Source organism: Micromonospora sp. IBHARD003, assembly GCF_056106285.1.
Window position 1 is genome coordinate 354,004 of the sequence record NZ_JBWBBX010000001.1, and the last position, 16,993, is coordinate 370,996.

Sequence of the window (16,993 nt, forward strand, 5' to 3'; positions counted from 1 at the left end):
GTGATGAAGGGGTGTCACTTCCGGCTGCCCACGGCACACCCGATGGCGTCCGTGCCGCCGGGGTCTTCCCCGCCGTCGGTACGGTCGGTGCGGTGCGGTCGGTCCGTGGGCCGGGAATGCCGGGTGTGGTCGGATCGGCGGGAGCTGCCCTCGGTCGCGGGCATGGGACGGGCGGGATTGCCGCCCCACCGCGCATGAGGAGGAATCTCTTCGCCCTTCATGAGGAAGGAATCCGCGGCGAGCTCCACGCCGTCGCCCATCGTCACGCCGTAGTGGACGAAGGCGCCGACGCCCAGCGTGCAGCCGTTGCCGAGAGTGCTGCGGTCGGACTTGAAGGTGCCGTCCTCCTGGGAGTGGCACTGGATCACGGTGCCCGCGTTCAGCGTGCAGTCATCGCCGATGGTCACCAGCGTGCGCTCGGGGAAGAAGCAGCCGTCGTCGAATACGCGCTTGCCCATCCTGACCCCGAGCAGTCGCCAGATCACGTTCTTGAACGGGGTGCCGTCGAAGGCCTGCACATAGTCGACCGACGCCATCTTCCAGAAGCGTTCGTGACGCCAGAAGGAGCGCTGGTAGATCGAGCAGTAGAGCGGCTTCAGGGCCCCGAACCTGGTCGCGGCCCGTTCGATCAGGGCGAAGTAGACGACGGTGATCCCGAGGACCGCGGGGGTGGACAGCGCGATCGCCGGCACTCCGAGCACGGGGTAGAGACCGAGTGCGGCAAGAACGACGAGAACGGTCAGGAAGATGTGGATCCAGCGGGCCAGCAGATACAGCACCGCCGTCAGGGCGTTGTGCCGGTTCTTGGCGGCCAGTCGGCGGCGCAGTTCCTCGCCGCTTCCGAGATGGTCGAAGCGCCGGTCGCGCTCGACCGTGCGCGGGATCTCGAAGCTGGGCGAGCCCAGCAGGCCCACGCCCTCACGCACCGGCCCGTCGACGGGGACCATGACCTTGGTCGCGAGCAGGCAGTTGTCGCCGGTCCGGCCCTGCGAGGGGTAGGCGACGCGGTTGCCGAGGAAGTTGTGCGGCCCGATCACCGTGCGCGAGAGCCGGAAGGAGGTGGCGGAGAAGTCGGCATTGATGACCGACAGTCCGTCGGCGACCATCGTTCCGCTGCCGACCGAGGTCAGATAGGGGTTGTCGTGCTTGACCTCCGTACCGAAGTTCGAGCCGGTCTGGTCGATGCGGCACAGGTCGTAGCCGAGGCGGCGCAGATAGTGGACGATCGCGGAGCTGTCACCGAACAGGGTGGTGAAGAACTTCCGGTTGGTCATCAGAACGATCACCCGGTGCACGGCGTAGTGGAATCCGTACAGCGGATAGATCTTCCCGGGCTTGAGCAACGAGTTCAGCAGGCGCGGCACGGTGGAGACCATCACGAGGCCGGCGAGCGTCGCGCCGAAGAACAGCACGAACGAGACGGCCAGCGCTGTGAGGTAGAACGTGGCGCTCGTCCACTCCCCCGGTCCCGGCGTCCGCAGCACGTGCCCGGGGAACGCCGCGAGCACGATCCGTACGGCGAGCATCGACAGCGGAAGGCAGATCGCCAGCAGCACCAGCAGATGCGCCGCGGTGTAGAGGCTCTTGCGCAGGCCGGTGCACCGGGAAGGGGCCGGGGCGCCGCTGAAGGCAGAGGCGGGCTGGGCGGGAGAGCCGTGCCAGGTCTCGCCTGAGGGCACCGTCTGCCCGCAGTGCAGGCTGGAGGCGTGGGCGAGCCGCGCTCCGTCGCCCATGGAGGTGTGGATGTCCAGAACGGTCTGCTCGCTGACGAGCACGTCCTTGCCGAGAGTGACCGGGCCGGTTTCGATCCAGCCGGCGTGAGCCCGGTAGCCGGGGAGAAGCACGTCCTTGCGGATCACCGTGCCCTCACCGATCGTGAGCAGATCGGCACAGACCGGGAGGGTGCGGGAAAGGATCGTCACGTTCCTGCCGATCCGCGCACCCAGTGCCCGCAGGAACAGCACGTACAGCGGGGAACCCGCGAACAGCCGCACCGGACTGGTTCGGATCAGGGTCTTCACCAGCCACAGTCGTACATATCCCTGGCCCCACACGGGGAATCGTCCGGGGGTGAACCGGCCGACGAGCAGCCACTTCGCAGCGATGGGCAGGATGCAGGCGGCGCAGAACACGGCGCCGGCGAACAGGACGGCCCGCAGGTAGACGCCGGTCCAGCCGGCCCCGGCCAGCACCCACCGGTACCCCCACACGCCGACCATCGCGCTCAGACCGGAGTAGCCGACGAAGCACAACAGCTGCAGCAGCCCGCACACCACATACCGGCGTGTGGCGGGCCCGGCCGCACCGGCCGTGTCCACCGTGGTGGCCGTGCTCAGGGTGGTCGACGCGGTCGACTTGGTCGGCGTGTTCACCGTGTTTACCGGGCCCGATGGAGCCTGCGCCTTGTCGGCCCAGGTGTGCGTCGCGTCCGGGCCGCCGGAAGCGGAACGGCCTTGCGGAACGGCCGGGTACGCTGCGGGTCCTTGCCCCGCGGCGCCGCCGGATCCTGTCCGGCCGGACGCCGTGACGACGGATGTCGGCCGGGCAGGCACGGCGTCGGCGAAGGCGGCTGCCAGGCTCCGGACCGTGGGCTGCTGGTAGATGTCGCGCATCGAGACCGACGGCAGGTCCTCACGCTTCCTGACCCGGGCACAGAAGCGGGCCATCACCAGCGAGTCGGCTCCCAGGTCGTGGAAGAAGTGGCTGTCGACCGAGACCTCGGCGACACCCACGACATCGGCCAGCACTCCGGCGAAGCTCTCCCGCAGACCGGACCGCAGATCATCGGACTGCGGATCACCAGACTGCGGAGCGGCATTCCGCTCTTCCGGTACGGCTGTCGCTGCTTCCGGCGCGGTCACGGCAATCTCGACGGCTTTGGCACTCACGTGAACTCCTCGAGGACGACCCGGCCGGCACTGGTCACGGCACCCACGAGGCCGCAAGGGGGCCCGTCACACGGCGCGACCGGGACAGTACGGATCGTCCCTTCGCTGGTCGGTGCGGAGCCGTGATTCCTTCGTCCGGCACACGGCGCCTGCACGGTGGAAAGGACTCGGACCGGACCGTCCCCGAAAACTCGGTTCAGGAGCGGATTTCCCCCGGCCCGCCTCTCCAGTAGGCGGGAAAATCCAGACCTTGTCCCGCCACTGAATATCGGGACTTGACACGAATGAACCGCGCCGGTAGAAGCTCGCCTTCAATCGGCCGCCGCCCGGGATATCGCCGGACGACTTCGCCGACCCGCCTGCCGGCCTGCAGTGATGACCCTGGAGGCATTCCGGACGCATACACGGCACGCCCCGTATCCGAAATGCAGACGCATGTCAAGCCCCGAATTTCTGTGGCATGACAAGTCCGCGCCCGCCCAGGCGTACTGGAGATGTTCCCGGCACGTCTGCCTCTCGCCGGAGACATCGCCCGAGAGCCGCACCGGAACGGATGACGGCCGAGAAGACAGAGTCACCGAAATGGAGACGATCATGCCCGTCATATCCGCTCCGCAGGACTTCAACGAGGAAGACCTCTATGTCGACCTCGAGGGGATCTTCGGCCGCTCACTGTTCCTCAAATGCGAGGGATTCAATTTCGCCGGCTCGATCAAAATAAAGGCCGCCCTCGAAATGGTCGAGGCCGCCGAGCGCGACGGACTGCTCACTCCGGACTCCGTGCTGGTCGAGTCCTCCTCCGGAAACCTCGGCGTGGCGCTGAGCATGATCGCGGCGAACAAGGGCTACCGGTTCGTGTGCGTGACCGACTCGCGCTGCAACCTGTCCACGCGGCTGCTCATGGAAGCCCTCGGCAGCGAGGTCCACGTCATCGCCGAACCCACCCCGGACGGCGGCTTCCTCGGTGCGCGCATCGACCACGTCCGGGCCCTGTGCGCCGGTGACGACCGCTACGTATGGCTCAACCAGTACAGCAACCCTCACAACGGCATGGCCCACTACGGCAAGACCGCCCCCGCCATCGCCCGGAGCTTCCCGGACCTGGACGTCCTGTTCGTCGGCGCGGGCACCACGGGAACCCTCATGGGCTGCGCGCGCTACTTCCGCCAGTGGCACCGGCCCGTCCGCATCGTTGGCGTCGACACCGTCGGCTCGGTGACCTTCGGCGGCCCTCCCGGCAGGCGGATGATCCCCGGTCTCGGCACCAGCGTGCGGCCGCCCCTGCTCGACGAGTCCCTGGTGGACGACATCGTCCGCGTCGAGGAATCCGACACCATCCGCGCCTGTCACCGAATGGCCCACCGCGGATTCCTCTTCGGCGGATCCACCGGCACGGTGGTCAGCGGCGCCCTCACCTGGCTCGAACAGCGCGGCCGGCAGGACCTGACCGCCGTGGCCATCGCCCCCGACCTGGGCGAGCGCTATCTGGAGACCGTCTACCAGACCAACTGGGTCCAGGACCTCTACGGCGACGACGTACTGCGTCCCCGGGCCCTGGCCACCGCTCCGCGAGCGGCCTGACCCGGAACCGCACACTCCCCGACCGGTTGTGCAGGCCCTGCCACGCCAGCACTGGTGCTCCCCGCGCCCCAGGATCATGCTTGTCAGTAGTGCCCTGGCCTGCGCAGGACCTCCACCCACCAAGCGCACAGCAACCCAGCGAGGGCGAGATGAGCGGCGAGCACCCCACACCTCCCCCGGAACAGCCGCACGAAATGTACCCCCAGGCTCATTCCTCCTGTACCGCGACAGCCACGATCAACGAGCACGGCGTCGTCACCACATGGGACGAGGGCGCCCGGCTGCTGCTCGGCTACGCATCGGCAAACGTCGTCGGTCTCCCCGCCGCTCGCCTCCTCGCCGACGGCATCACCGGCGCTGCCGCCGAGGCCACCACGACCGGGGACGTCACGGCAGAGGAGCACAGCACCACCACCGGGAACAACGCCGCCTGCACGTCTCCGTGGGAGAAAGCGGGACGCGGACGCTACAGGGCCACACTGGCTCTGCGGCACCACGACGGCCACCGGTTCAGGCAGACGCTCCTGGCCCACCGCCGTACCACCACCGACCGGGCCACCGAATGGCTCGTGGTGGCCGCTGTGCCCGGCACGGCCCTGCCGGGCGCCGGCGCGCCCTCGCCCGAGCACCAGCACGGGCACGGGCACGGGCACCACAACGAGGACCACCGCGAGCAGAGCTATGACCGGCTGCCGGAATGGACATTCGCCCAGTCCCCCTGCGCCCTCGCCGTCTTCGACACGGATCTGCGCCTGATCCAGGCCAACACCGGCATGGAAGCCGTACTGGGTCTCCCGCAGGCCCACATGCGCGGACTGCGCCTGAGGGACATGGTCCCCGGAACACCGAGCGAGACCGCCGAAACCGCCATGCGCCGCACGCTGGGTACGGGCGAGCCGCAGAACACGCGCGTGCCCGTCCAGCCCGTCCCTTCCCCGGCCACCGCCGACAGCGGTGCGGCAGCACCGGCCGGTGGTCAGGCGCCGGAGTCCCGGCCCGCCGGAGTGACCTCACTGCGCGACGACTCCGGCCGTATCCGCGCGGTGTGTCTGACCGTCCACGACATACCCGCTCCGGAACCCGCCCGACAGCCGACTCCGCTCTTCGACGCCGCAACCCGGATCGGTACCACCCTGGACATCACTCACACCGCCCAGGAGCTCGCGGACGCCACCGTCCCCCGCCTCGCGGACCATACGGTCGTCGATCTGTTCGCACTCCCCCCGCACACCGACACCCGGCCCCCGCTCGCGTTCGATACTCCTCTCACCCTGCACCGCACCGCCGTCTGCCCCGTCGGTGGTTCCGCGCCGAGCCCGCTGTCCGGCCCCGGGGAATCCCTCTCGTACCCTCCCCAGTCACCCGTGGCCGAGGCCCTCATCGAGCAACGCCCCGCTCTCCACCAGGCCGACGACGACGCCATCACCCGATGGATCGCCCACGACCCGGGGGCCGTCTGGATCCCCGCCACCCAGACCCACTCCCTCATGATCGTCCCCCTGATCGCCCGTGGCGCCCCCCTCGGCATCGCCCTCTTCGCTCGCAGCCGCCACCCCGAGCCGTACACCCCCGACGACCTCCAACTCGCCCAGCAGCTCACCGCGCACGCCGCCAACAGCATCGCCAACGCGCGCCGCTACACACGCGAGCGCACCACGACCATGACCCTCCAGCGCAGCCTGCTCCCGCACACGCTCCCCCACCAGGCCGCGCTCGATCTCACCACCCGCTACCTCCCTGCCGGCACGCACACCGGCATCGGCGGCGACTGGTTCGACGTCATCCCCCTCTCCGGCGCGCGCGTCGCCCTCGTCGTCGGCGACGTCCCCGGCCACGGCATCCGTGCCTCCGCCACCATGGGCCGCCTCCGCACCGCCGTCCGCACCCTCGCCGACGTCGACCTGCCCCCGGACGAACTCCTCACCCACCTCGACGACCTCATCAACCACCTCTCCAACGACACCAACCCCGACGGGCACACCTCCGAAACCGAGACGGGCATCGGCACCACCTGTCTCTACGCCATCTACGACCCCACCACCCGCCACTGCACCCTCGCCCGCGCCGGCCATCCACCGCCCGCCATCGTCACCCCCGACAGCAACGTCTATTTCCTCGACATCCCGCCGGGCCCGCCCCTCGGCCTCGGTGGCCTTCCCTTCGAGACCACCGACATCGAGCTGCCCGAGGACACTCTCATCACCCTCTACACCAACGGCCTGCTCCAACCCCACCACGAGGACCTCGACCTCACCCTCGACACTCTGTTCACCACCCTCGCCCACCCCACCCCCAACCTGGACACGCTCGCCGACCGCATCCTCACCACCCTCATCACCCAGCCCCCCGACGACGACATCGCCCTTCTCCTCGCCCGCACGCACAGCCTCGGCACCCAGCAGATCGCCACCTGGACGCTCCCCAGCACCCCCACCACCGTCAGGCAGGCCCGCCACCACACCACCGACCAACTGGCCTCCTGGAATCTGGCCCACACCACGTTCACGACCGAGCTCATCGTCAGCGAGCTCGTCACCAATGCCATCCGCTACGGCGCCCCGCCCATCCAGCTTCGTCTCATCCACCACGACAACACGCTCACCACCGAGGTCTCCGACACCAGCAACACCACCCCGCACCTGCGTCGCGCCCACACATACGACGAAGGCGGACGCGGCCTTCTCCTCATCGCTCAGCTCACACACCGCTGGGGTACCCGGCACACCCCCACCGGCAAGACCATCTGGACGGAACAGAACCTCCAGACCGTCCAGCCGCCACCGTGAACCCGGGGCAGCAAGAGGGACAGGTGTGGTCGACGCGGCAGGCGGCACAGCCTGGGCGGGTACGGCCGGGAGGGCGGCCAACCGGACAACGGGCCCGTCGCGGGTCGCGGGTGCACGGTCTCCTGACGGGGTCCGCCGTAAGACCTGGTCCTCCGGGGAACCGCGTCCCGTGTCACACGTACGCGTTGACGCGTCAACGCTCCGCAGTGCGTTCATCCACATGAACTACGGCCGGGGTGCGGGCTTCCTCCCACGCCGCCCACGGGCATGAGCGGTGCCGGCCTCGGTGTGAGCACCCGCGAAGGAGACAACCGACCTGCGATCAGGGGCGCGGACTCGCGTCGGAACGAAACGGCTCCCGCACGACATCTCCCAACGCGCCTGCTGCCGGCGGTACGTTGCAGAGGCCGGAGTCCGGCTCCTCGGTGCCACCGTTGCACCGGCAATGGTACCGTGGCGCACTCGTCGAGACGGTCGACGGCGACACAACTGTGCGGCAACTTGCGACAGGCCTTGTGTGCATGTGCCGTTCACCTGGATACGGCACAGGCACAGCAGTCACGACAGGCAGGTCTCAGGTGCCCACCCTCACTTCCTGGAGTGCACCAATGACAGCGGGAGCCACAGCAACGGGCAGCGTGGAAACCACAACGACGCTGCTGCAAGCAGAGCTTCCTCAACTGGAGGAACATCAGAAGGCGTTGCAGGAGGAACTTGCCGCGGTCTCCGAGCGGCTGGAATCCGTACGCGCCGCTCTGACGGCGCTGAGCGCCCTGTCCACAGCCGTGCTTCCGCGGCCCCGTGCCACGGACGACACTCACGGCGCCACCGGAGCAGAGCCCTCGGGTGCGCCGGCCGCCGGCACCGAAATGGTGCAGAAGGACACGGGTTCGGTCCCGGCTCCGGCCGCCGAAACCACTGCGGCACCGGAGGAGGCGGCAGCGTCTCGTCCGTCCGGCAAGCCCGGCACCGGTGCGGCGAAGAAGGCCGCGCCCAAGGCGTCCCGGAAGCCGGCCGGCAAGCGGGTACCGGCGAAGAAGTCCGCGACCGCGAAGGCGGTCAAGGGAGCCAAGGCGTCGAAGGCCGGCGCGCCGTCCCGCCAGGAGCCGGCGGTCCGGGACGGGGACGGACTCACCGAGCAGGTGATCGCCGTCATCGCCGGCAAGGCCGGCACCGCGCTGCGCGCCCGCGATGTGGCCGAGGTGATCGGCCGGGACGGCTCCGCCGGTGACATCAACACGGTCCGCAGCACGCTCGACCGTCTCGTGGCCACGTCCCGGGTCCACCGCGCGGGCCGCGGCCTGTACGAGGCTGTCGGTAGCTGATCACAGGGAGCCGGGCCGCCACCGCCCGTCGGTGGCGGCCCGGCTCGCTGCCCGTCGGCTCTCTGACCGTCGGTGGCGGGACGGCCCGCTGCCCGGCTTCGAGCCGTCCCCGGCGGACGGTCGCTGCCGTGCCCGGTGTGACGAGGCGGATGTCAGCCCTCGACGACCTCGGTGTCGTAGAAGCAGAAATGGCCCCTGATCGCCGCGACATCGGGTTTGGGGTCGAGATAGGCCCAGACCACGTCGGTGGCATCGGCATGTGACCAGTAGCTCGCGTCTCCCTTGAACGGGCAGTGCGTCCGGGTGTCCGACGGTGTCAGCAGCCCGGCCCTCACGTCCCGCGGCGGAATGTAGTAGCGGACGGGCAGACCCGTTTCGTGCAGCAGCAGGGGGCTGCGGCTGTCGGCCAGGATCTCACCCTCGCGCACGACGCGGACGTGCTGTGTGCTCTCCTCGATGCTGATGCGGTGACCCGACGGCATGCTGTCTCCTCTCGTGGCGGCAGTGGGAAGAACGCCTCACCCCTCCGGGCTGTTCCCGTCCCACGGCACCCACACGCATCCGTCCGGCCGGACGGACCCTGCAGACCGGCTTTATCGGGTCCATCGCTCATCCGGCCGTCACAGGGTCGAGCAGCACACCGGGGTTGAGGATCCCGGCGGGGTCGAGTGCGTGCTTCGCTGCGCGCAGGGCGTGGGCGAAAGGGTCCGGGCGCTGGCGGTCGTACCCGGGCCGGTGGTCGCGGCCGACGGCGTGGTGGTGGGTGACGGTCGCACCGTGGTCGCCGAGGATCTCCATGGCCGCGGCCTTGATCTCGTCCCACATCGCGACCTCGGCACCGCGCCGGGCGGGGGCGATGACGGTGAAGTAGGGCGCGGGACCGTCCGGATAAATGTGAGTGAAGCGGCAGTTGATCATTGCTTCGGCGCCGGTCACCCTGCGTACGGCAGCGCCCAGGTCCCGGCGTACCGCCTCGTGGAGCTCCTGCGTACGGTCCCAGGTGCAGGCCGTTTCGAACGTCTCGGAGATCACGCTCATCCGGGCGAGGGCGTCCCTGAGGTACGGCATGCGCAGGAAGGCGGAGCGCCAGGTGTCGGCGGCGGAGTCCTTGCCGCCGGGCGCACTGTGTGCGGGCGTGCCGCCGTGGTCGCGCGCGAGGGCCACGAGTTCGGCCAGACGGCCGTCGACGGGTGCGTGAGCGGACTCCACGCCGAGGACGAGCACGCTCTCGCCGTCGCGGGAGACACCGGCGAGGGCCGCCTCCGAGGGGTCGAGCAGCCGGCAGTTGGCGGGATGCAGACCGGACTGGGCAATGGCGCGCACGGCCTCGACCGCCGAGGGGAACGCGGTGAAGCGCACCGTGGCCGAGGCCTTGTGGCGGGGGCGGTCCTGCAGCCGCATCCATGCCTCGGTGATCACTCCGAGTGTGCCTTCGGAGCCCAGGAACAGCCGGTCGGGCGAGGGCCCGGCGCCGGAACCCGGCAGTCTCAGGGACTCGTTGACCCCGGCGGGGGTCACCACACGGAGCGATTCCACCAGATCGTCGATGTGTGTGGCGAGGGTGGCGTAGTGTCCGCCGGCCCGGGTGGCCAGCCAGCCGCCGAGGGTGGAGTATTCGAAACTCTGGGGGAAATGGCGCAGGGTCAGCCCGTGCGGCCGCAGTTGTGCCTCGAGGTGCGGGCCCAGGGCGCCGGCCTGGATCCGGGCGGCGCGGCTGACCCGGTCGATCTCCAGCACCCGGTCCAGGTGGGACAGGTCGAGTGAGACCACCGCACGGTGCAGGTCCGCGCGGTATTCGACGCCGCCGACGACGGAGCTCCCGGCGCCGTACGGGACCACTGCCACGCCGGCGCCGGCGGCCCAGTCGAGGATGTCGACGACGTCCTGTTCCGTGCGGGGGAAGGCGACCTGGTCGGGAGCCGGGGTGAGGTCCCCGTGCAGGGCACGGACGACATCGCGGTACGCCTTGCCGTAGGTGTGGCCGGCCCGGTCGCCCGGGGCGTCCGACATCAGGCCGCCGAGCGCCGCGGGCGGCTGGACGCGCACCTTCGGGAGATCGAGGTCGCCGATCGCGGGCACCGGCAGCGGCTCGGCGGCGGCTCCCGGTACGAGGGCGCCGAGGGCGGTGCACTCGCTGTCGGGGAGCGCCTTGTCCGCGGCGCCCCAGCCCCACCAGGAGCGGTGTGCCGGGGCGAAGGCCCCTGGGGTCGCCGAGGAGCCGGCGGCGGATGCGGGCTGGGTACGGCCGATCATGCGATATGACCTCTCGGTAATTTACCACTTGGTAAGTTACTTGAACGTATAGTCCTTCCATGACCGCTGCAAGAGCTTCGACGGCACAGGATCCGGGCCGCCGCGCTTCCCCGGCCGACGGCACCGCCCCCGCGGGCCCCCGCCCGGGCCGGGGTGCGGGCACGAAAGGCGTCCCGCGTGCGCGCCGCGAGGAGCAGATCGTCGCCGCGGCGATGGAGGAGTTCGCCCGGCGCGGCCACGCCTCGGCGTCGATGGCCGAGATCGCCCGCAGCGTCGGCGTCACAAAGCCGATGCTCTACAGCTACTTCGGCTCGAAGGACGGGCTCTCCACGGTGTGTGTGGAGCGCATCGGCTCGCGCCTCGTCGAGGCGGTCACCGCGGCCATGTCCGGTGGCGCGACGGAAGACCGGCTGGCCCACGCGGTGCTCACCGCGGTCTTCGAAACGCTGCAGGACCAGCGGCAGGCATGGTTCGTGCTGTACGACAGGACGCTGCCGCCGGATTCCGAGCCATGGCTCACGGCCCGGCGCCATCGCGATGCCATCGACCGGCTCGCGATGTCCGGCACCGCCGCGCTGCTGCGGGCGCACGGCAACGACGACGCCCTCGACGCCGATGCGCTCAAGCATGTCTGGACGGGCGTCGTCGGCGCCCTCGTCGGCTGGTGGGTGTCCCACCCCGACGAGTCCGCGCAGGATATGAGCGCTCGTTGCGCCCGGCTCCTGGCCGCGGTCCAGGGCGACGTCTGAACCCCGGTGCCGCTCGCGGTGAACACCGGCGCTCCTCGGCACGTATAGACGGTCGGACCACGGCTTCCGTGGTCCGCACGGATGGTGACATCACGTCAGTACGACCACGGAGGCTGCGGATGAGGCACGCACGACGGAACCTCCAGCGGGCAGTCCGGCTGGCGGCCGTCGGCGGGCTGGTCTGGGGCTCCCTGATGGTCTCCGACGCGCTGGCGGGCGAACCGTCCGGCGCGGCAACGACCAGAGCCGGCATCGAGCAGGCCGCGGATCCGGCGGCGCGTGTGATGTCCCGTCTGGGCACATCCCGTACCGCGGGCACCTGGATGGGATCCGGCGGCCGGAGGGTCGTGGCCGTGACCGACGCGGACGCGGCGGCGGAGGTGCGGCGCGCCGGGGCGGACGCCAAGATGGTGCGGCACAGCATGGACCGGCTCCGTACGGCCACCGAGCAACTGCGGCAGGCGCCCCGGGTGCCGGGCACGGCCTGGTCGGTGGACTACGCGTCCAACGAGGTCGTCGTCCAGGGCGACAGCACCGTCTCGGCGGACGACTGGGGGCGGATGTCCGGTGTCGCCGAACGGATCGGCGGATTCGTACGGATGGAACGGAAGGCGGGTTCCTTCACGACCCGGGTGAACGGTGCGGCCCCGATCTTCGCGAACACCAACCGGTGCTCCGCGGGCTTCAACGTGACGGACGGGCAGGACGCGTTCATCCTCACGGCCGGGCACTGCGGCCCCGTGGGTACGACCTGGTTCGGGGACCGCCAGGGCGCACAGGCCCTCGGCTCCACCACGGCCTCCAATTTCCCCGGCGACGACTTCGCCCTGGTGCGGTACGAGAACGGCGCGCCCGTCGGCCAGCCGGACATCGTGCAGATCGGTGGCGGACAAGGGGTGCGGATCACGGGCGCCGCCGACCCCGTCGTGGGGCAGCAGGTGTTCCGCAGCGGAAGCACGACGGGGCTGCGCACCGGGCGCGTGACCGCGTTGAACGCGACGGTCAACTACCCCGAGGGCACGGTCACCGGTCTCATCCAGACCACGGTGTGTGCGGAACCCGGGGACAGCGGCGGCCCGCTGCTCGCGCAGGGACTGGCGCTCGGTGTCACCTCCGGGGGCAACGGGGACTGCACCAGTGGAGGCGTCACCTACTTCCAGCCCGTGACCGAGGCGATGGCGACCCTCGGGGTGAGCCTGGCGGGCCAGGCCGACCGCAGTGGTGCGGGTGCCGCCGCTCCGAGCCAGCAGGCGCCCGCGGAGCCCGCGCCCACGGAGCCCGGTGCGGTGGCCCCGGCGGTGCCGGGTCCCCCGGCGTCGGAGGGCGCGGTCGGATCCGGCATCGTCACCGGGATCGCCTCCGGTCTCGGGCCGCTCGGCCCCGTCGGGCCGGGGCTCGGGGTGGTGGCAGCGAGTCTGCTCCTGCTCGTGGCCAGCCGGTGGATCCAGACCGCCCAGGGGCGCAGGAACTACCGCGACTACTACTCGCAGACCTGGGCCTGACCCCACCGGAACCCCGCGCGGGCTCCGCCCCGTCGTCTGAGAGCCCGCGCGGCCCCGTCCCGTCGTGCGAAGGAAACGGGAAGCACGGCTGACCTCTGAGCCGGTGCACTTCGGCGTGCGGGGCGGGGCGGCTGCCAGGCACGCGGACACCGCGGTGTCAGCCTGGTGCGGACATACGGAACGCACCGCTGCCGGTGACGCCCGCGGACCGCGCCGCCACCACCGATGTGGCCCACGCACGGCACCGGCAGCGCGTGTTCACGTTCGTACGGGCCCAGCGGCGCCACCTCGTACGCGACGTCGGCAGGCGGGCGGCGCCCCTGGGGTGTGATGTCTGTGACCCGGAGCGGCAACGTGGGGAGAACCGGCGGTGTCCGGCGTCCGGGCTATCCGGCGGCGGCCGTGGTGTTCGCCATCGGAATGGCAGGCACGACCCTGCCCACACCTCTGTACGGGCTCTACCAGGAGCAGATCGGCTTCTCGGAGCTGATGGTGACCGTGGTGTTCGCCGTGTACGCCATCGCGGTCATCACCACCTTGCTCGTAGCGGGAAACTATTCCGACGAAGCCGGACGCAGACCGGTCATCCTGTGCGCCATGGCCCTCTCGGCCGCGAGTGCCGTCTGCTTCCTGTTCGAGAGCGGCCTGCCGCTGCTCTTCGCGGGACGGCTGCTGTCCGGTTTCGCCGCCGGTCTTTTGAGCGGAGCGGCCACCGCGGCCGTGATCGAGCTGGCCGGTCCGGGGCAGCGGGCGCGGGCCGCCTTCGCCGCCACCGCCGCCAACATGGGTGGCCTTGGCTGCGGTCCGCTGCTGTCCGGGCTGCTCGCACAGTACGCGCCCTGGCCGCTGAAGCTGCCGTTCCTGGTGCATCTGGGGCTGGTGGCCATGGCCGGGACGATCACCTGGCTGCTGCCCGAGACGGTTCGGGACCCGAAGCGCCTGCCGCCGCTGAAGCCCCAGGGAGTCGCCGTGCCGCCCGAGGTGAAGGGGGTGTTCGCGCCCTCGGCGGTGGCGGCCTTCGCAGGGTTCGCACTCCTCGGGCTGTTCACGGCCGTCGCGCCGAGCTTCGCCGCGCAGACACTGGGCGTGCACAATCTGGCGGTCGCGGGCGCCGTTGCGTTCTCCGTGTTCCTCGCCTCCACCCTTGGACAGTCCCTGACCGGGAAGTTCGGCGCACCGCGCGCCCTTCCCGTGGGCTGCGGGGTCCTCGTCGTGGGACTGCTCCTGGTGGCCTCGTCACTGCTCGCCGCCTCGCTGCCACTGCTCGTGCTGGGCGCGCTGTGCGGTGGCATGGGTCAGGGGCTGGCCTTTCGCGGGGCGCTGACACTGGTCGGCGGTGCCGCACCGGCGGATCAGCGCGGTGGGACCATCTCGGCGTTCTTCGTCGTCGCCTATGCGGGGATCTCCGTGCCGGTGGTGGGTGTCGGGGCCCTGGCGATGTGGCTCGGCCTGCGTGACGCGGGGCTGGTCTTCACCGTCTGTGTGATGCTGCTGGCCGCCTGCGCCGGTACGTACGCGGCCTTGCGGCCACCGGCCGAGGTCTGAGTGCCCGGGTCGCGTCAGGCGAGTCGGAGGCCGGCGCGATGACGAGTGAACCGTTTCGGCGAATCACCCGTAAGCCCCGAATGCCGGGCCGTGAGTCCCCCGCCACTGTCCGGCACCCCCTGCCCGACTACCTGACCACAGGCATCGCGCGGCCGTCAGCTCGAGGCCCGTGAACCAAAAACAGCATCCATGCGTAGCCGCGTATGCAGCCCCGATGTGGTTGCGAGTGATCAACCCTCACCCCTGATCTCGGCTGTCGGTGCGTCCATCCAGGAGGACGCATCGAGGGCCGACGAGGGCGGCGGCGGACAAGACCGAGTCCGCCGTCGTCCTCACACCCTGCCGCCGGACATCACCCGGTGCCCAGCGGCAGGTTTCTCCGTAGGAAGACAAGCGAACGGACTGGGTGGGTATCGCGCATCGCGGTGCCGTGCGGATGCTCCGCACGGCACCGCAACCCGGTACCGTTCGCACCGGTGTCCGCCGGTCTGAGTCCCGTGTGTACGGACTTCCCATTTCCGCATAACTGCCCATGTGAGCGCTTGCCTGCTGCACCATGTCAGGCATCCGCGGTGCGCATACGCGGACTTGGGGGTGGGCGATGGAGCCGCTGACGCCGCTGGAGGCGCAGGATCCGCGCGAGGTGGGCCCGTACCGGCTGGTGGCACGGCTCGGGGCGGGCGGTATGGGCCGGGTGTATCTGGGGAGTTCCCGGGGCGGTCGGGCGGTTGCCGTCAAGGTGGTGCGCCCTGAACTGGCCGAGGACGCCGAGTTCCGCCGGCGTTTCGCGCGCGAGGTGGCGGCGGCCCGCAGGGTCAACGGGGTGTTCACCGCCGGGGTCGTGGACGCCGATCCGGGAGCCCGTCCACCGTGGCTGGCCACCGCGTACGTGCCCGGCATGTCCCTGGAAGCGGCGGTGGCACGGTCGGGCGCGTGGCCCGAAGGACCCCTGATGCTGCTGGCCGCGGGACTGGCGGAGGCACTCGAGGCGATCCATGCCGCAGGTCTGGTGCACCGTGATCTCAAGCCGTCCAACGTGCTGCTGGCTCCGGACGGCCCGCGGGTGATCGACTTCGGGATCTCGGTGGCGAGCGAGGTGAGCGCCATCACGCGGACGGGCGCCGTCATCGGCACTCCGGGATTCATGTCGCCCGAGCAACTGACGGGAGGCCACACGGGCCCGGCGTGCGATGTGTTCGCCCTCGGGGCCGTGCTCGCCTTCGCCGCGTCGGGTACGGGACCCTTCGGTACGGGTTCGGCGCAGGGTCTGATGTTCAGGATCGTGTACACCGAGCCCGAACTGGACGCCGTACCGGCGCGGCTGCGCCCACTGGTGGCTCGCTGTCTGGCGAAGGCTCCCGAGGCTCGTCCGTCGGTCGGTGAGGTGCTGTCGGAGGTGGCCTGCGGCGCGGGTTCCGCGCAGGCCACGCTGGTGTTCACCGACGCCGCATGGCTGCCGGAACCCGTCGCCCGGACCGTCCGGGAGCGCGCGCGGACGGCTGTCGCGGCGGCGGGCGCGGTGCCGGAAGCGCCGGAGACGTCGTCCGGCGCGGGTGGGACGACACAGGGCGGCTTCGCGCCTTTCGCGGTGCCGGGGACGTCGCCCCGGCCGTCGACGGGTGCACGGCGCCTCGCGCTTGCGGCCTCCGCCGTCGCGGTGGCTCTGGTGGGGGGTTTCGCCTGGCAGGCGGGGGCCATCTTCGGAACGGGGAGCACGTCCTCCGGGAGCGGCGGGGCTTCGCCGTACGCGTCCCCGTACACCTCCCCGTATGCGTCAGGGCCGCCGGCAACCTCTTCGTTGACGCCTCCGCCGATCGGTTCGACGGCAGTGGTGTCCACCCCGGCCGTCGCCCCGTCCGCGGCACCCTCGGTGGGCACGGAAGGCGGCAGCGACGATCCACCGGACGCGGGCGGAACCGGGCAGGTGACCGGGAGGTGGCTCGGCAGCTATGTCTGCAACCAGGGCATTACGGGACTGTCGCTGACCATCGCGGACGAGGGCGGCGGCGATGTCTCCGCCGTCTTCAGCTTCTTCCCGGCCCCGTCCAATCCGCTGGTACCACGCGGCGCCTTCGCAATGAGCGGGACGTACGTAAACGGCGCGCTCTCCCTGCGCGGCGCGTACTGGATCTCGCAGCCGCCGGGGTTCGTGATGGTCGATTTGGCGGCGCGCTACGACCCGGGGACGCCGGGACGTCTGGACGGTGTGGTGTACGGCGCGAACTGCAGCGGCTTCTCGGTGGCGCGGCCCTGACGGTGCCCGCCGCCGGGCAGTAGGGCCGTTGACATGGTCGATCGAGCCGTAGCATTTGGCAGTGCAATTGCATGCCGTCGCAAGCCTGCAATGGAATTGCCGACACCCCC

Annotated in this window: 10 protein-coding genes; 7 read left to right on the top strand and 3 right to left on the bottom strand. The window is 70.6% G+C overall.

Annotated features, from left to right (window positions below):
• Positions 1-14: 14 nt before the first annotated feature.
• Complete coding sequence (locus tag ACTWOL_RS01435; RefSeq protein ID WP_474293433.1) at positions 15-2,888, bottom strand: Pls/PosA family non-ribosomal peptide synthetase; 2,874 nt, start codon at positions 2,886-2,888, stop codon at positions 15-17.
• A gap of 594 nt (positions 2,889-3,482) precedes the next feature.
• Here ACTWOL_RS01435 and sbnA point away from each other — a divergent pair.
• From sbnA to ACTWOL_RS01450, 3 genes are all read left to right on the top strand, one after another.
• Positions 3,483-4,469, top strand: a complete 987-nt coding sequence (gene sbnA, locus ACTWOL_RS01440; protein ID WP_474293434.1) for a 2,3-diaminopropionate biosynthesis protein SbnA — start codon at positions 3,483-3,485, stop codon at positions 4,467-4,469.
• A 194-nt stretch (positions 4,470-4,663) separates the two neighbouring features.
• Entirely contained in the window at positions 4,664-7,255 is a 2,592-nt protein-coding gene (locus tag ACTWOL_RS01445; RefSeq protein ID WP_474293436.1) for a SpoIIE family protein phosphatase, read from the top strand.
• A 638-nt stretch (positions 7,256-7,893) separates the two neighbouring features.
• Complete coding sequence (locus ACTWOL_RS01450) at positions 7,894-8,580, top strand: hypothetical protein (RefSeq protein WP_474293438.1); 687 nt, start codon at positions 7,894-7,896, stop codon at positions 8,578-8,580.
• A 152-nt stretch (positions 8,581-8,732) separates the two neighbouring features.
• Here the strand turns inward: ACTWOL_RS01450 and ACTWOL_RS01455 are convergent, their stop codons facing one another.
• Entirely contained in the window at positions 8,733-9,062 is a 330-nt protein-coding gene (locus ACTWOL_RS01455) for a DUF427 domain-containing protein (protein WP_474293440.1), read from the bottom strand.
• 127 nt (positions 9,063-9,189) lie between these two features.
• Positions 9,190-10,833 (bottom strand): FAD-binding oxidoreductase, encoded by a 1,644-nt coding sequence (locus ACTWOL_RS01460; protein WP_474293442.1) that lies wholly within the window; start codon positions 10,831-10,833, stop codon positions 9,190-9,192.
• A gap of 59 nt (positions 10,834-10,892) precedes the next feature.
• Here ACTWOL_RS01460 and ACTWOL_RS01465 point away from each other — a divergent pair, with 59 nt between their 5' ends.
• The 4 genes from ACTWOL_RS01465 to ACTWOL_RS01480 all read left to right on the top strand — a co-directional run bounded on the left by ACTWOL_RS01465 (position 10,893) and on the right by ACTWOL_RS01480 (position 16,883).
• A complete protein-coding gene (locus ACTWOL_RS01465) occupies positions 10,893-11,582 on the top strand; it encodes a TetR/AcrR family transcriptional regulator (RefSeq protein ID WP_474293444.1) in 690 nt (229 codons plus the stop codon).
• Between the two features lie 119 nt (positions 11,583-11,701).
• Positions 11,702-13,084, top strand: a complete 1,383-nt coding sequence (locus ACTWOL_RS01470) for a S1 family peptidase (protein ID WP_474293446.1) — start codon at positions 11,702-11,704, stop codon at positions 13,082-13,084.
• 330 nt (positions 13,085-13,414) lie between these two features.
• The gene (locus ACTWOL_RS01475; protein ID WP_474293448.1) at positions 13,415-14,629 is read left to right on the top strand and encodes an MFS transporter; all 1,215 of its coding nucleotides are present in this window, start codon (positions 13,415-13,417) and stop codon (positions 14,627-14,629) included.
• Positions 14,630-15,230: 601 nt separating this feature from the next.
• On the top strand, positions 15,231-16,883 hold the full coding sequence (locus ACTWOL_RS01480; protein WP_474293450.1) for a serine/threonine-protein kinase: 1,653 nt from the start codon (positions 15,231-15,233) through the stop codon (positions 16,881-16,883).
• The last annotated feature ends 110 nt before the right edge of the window (positions 16,884-16,993 follow it).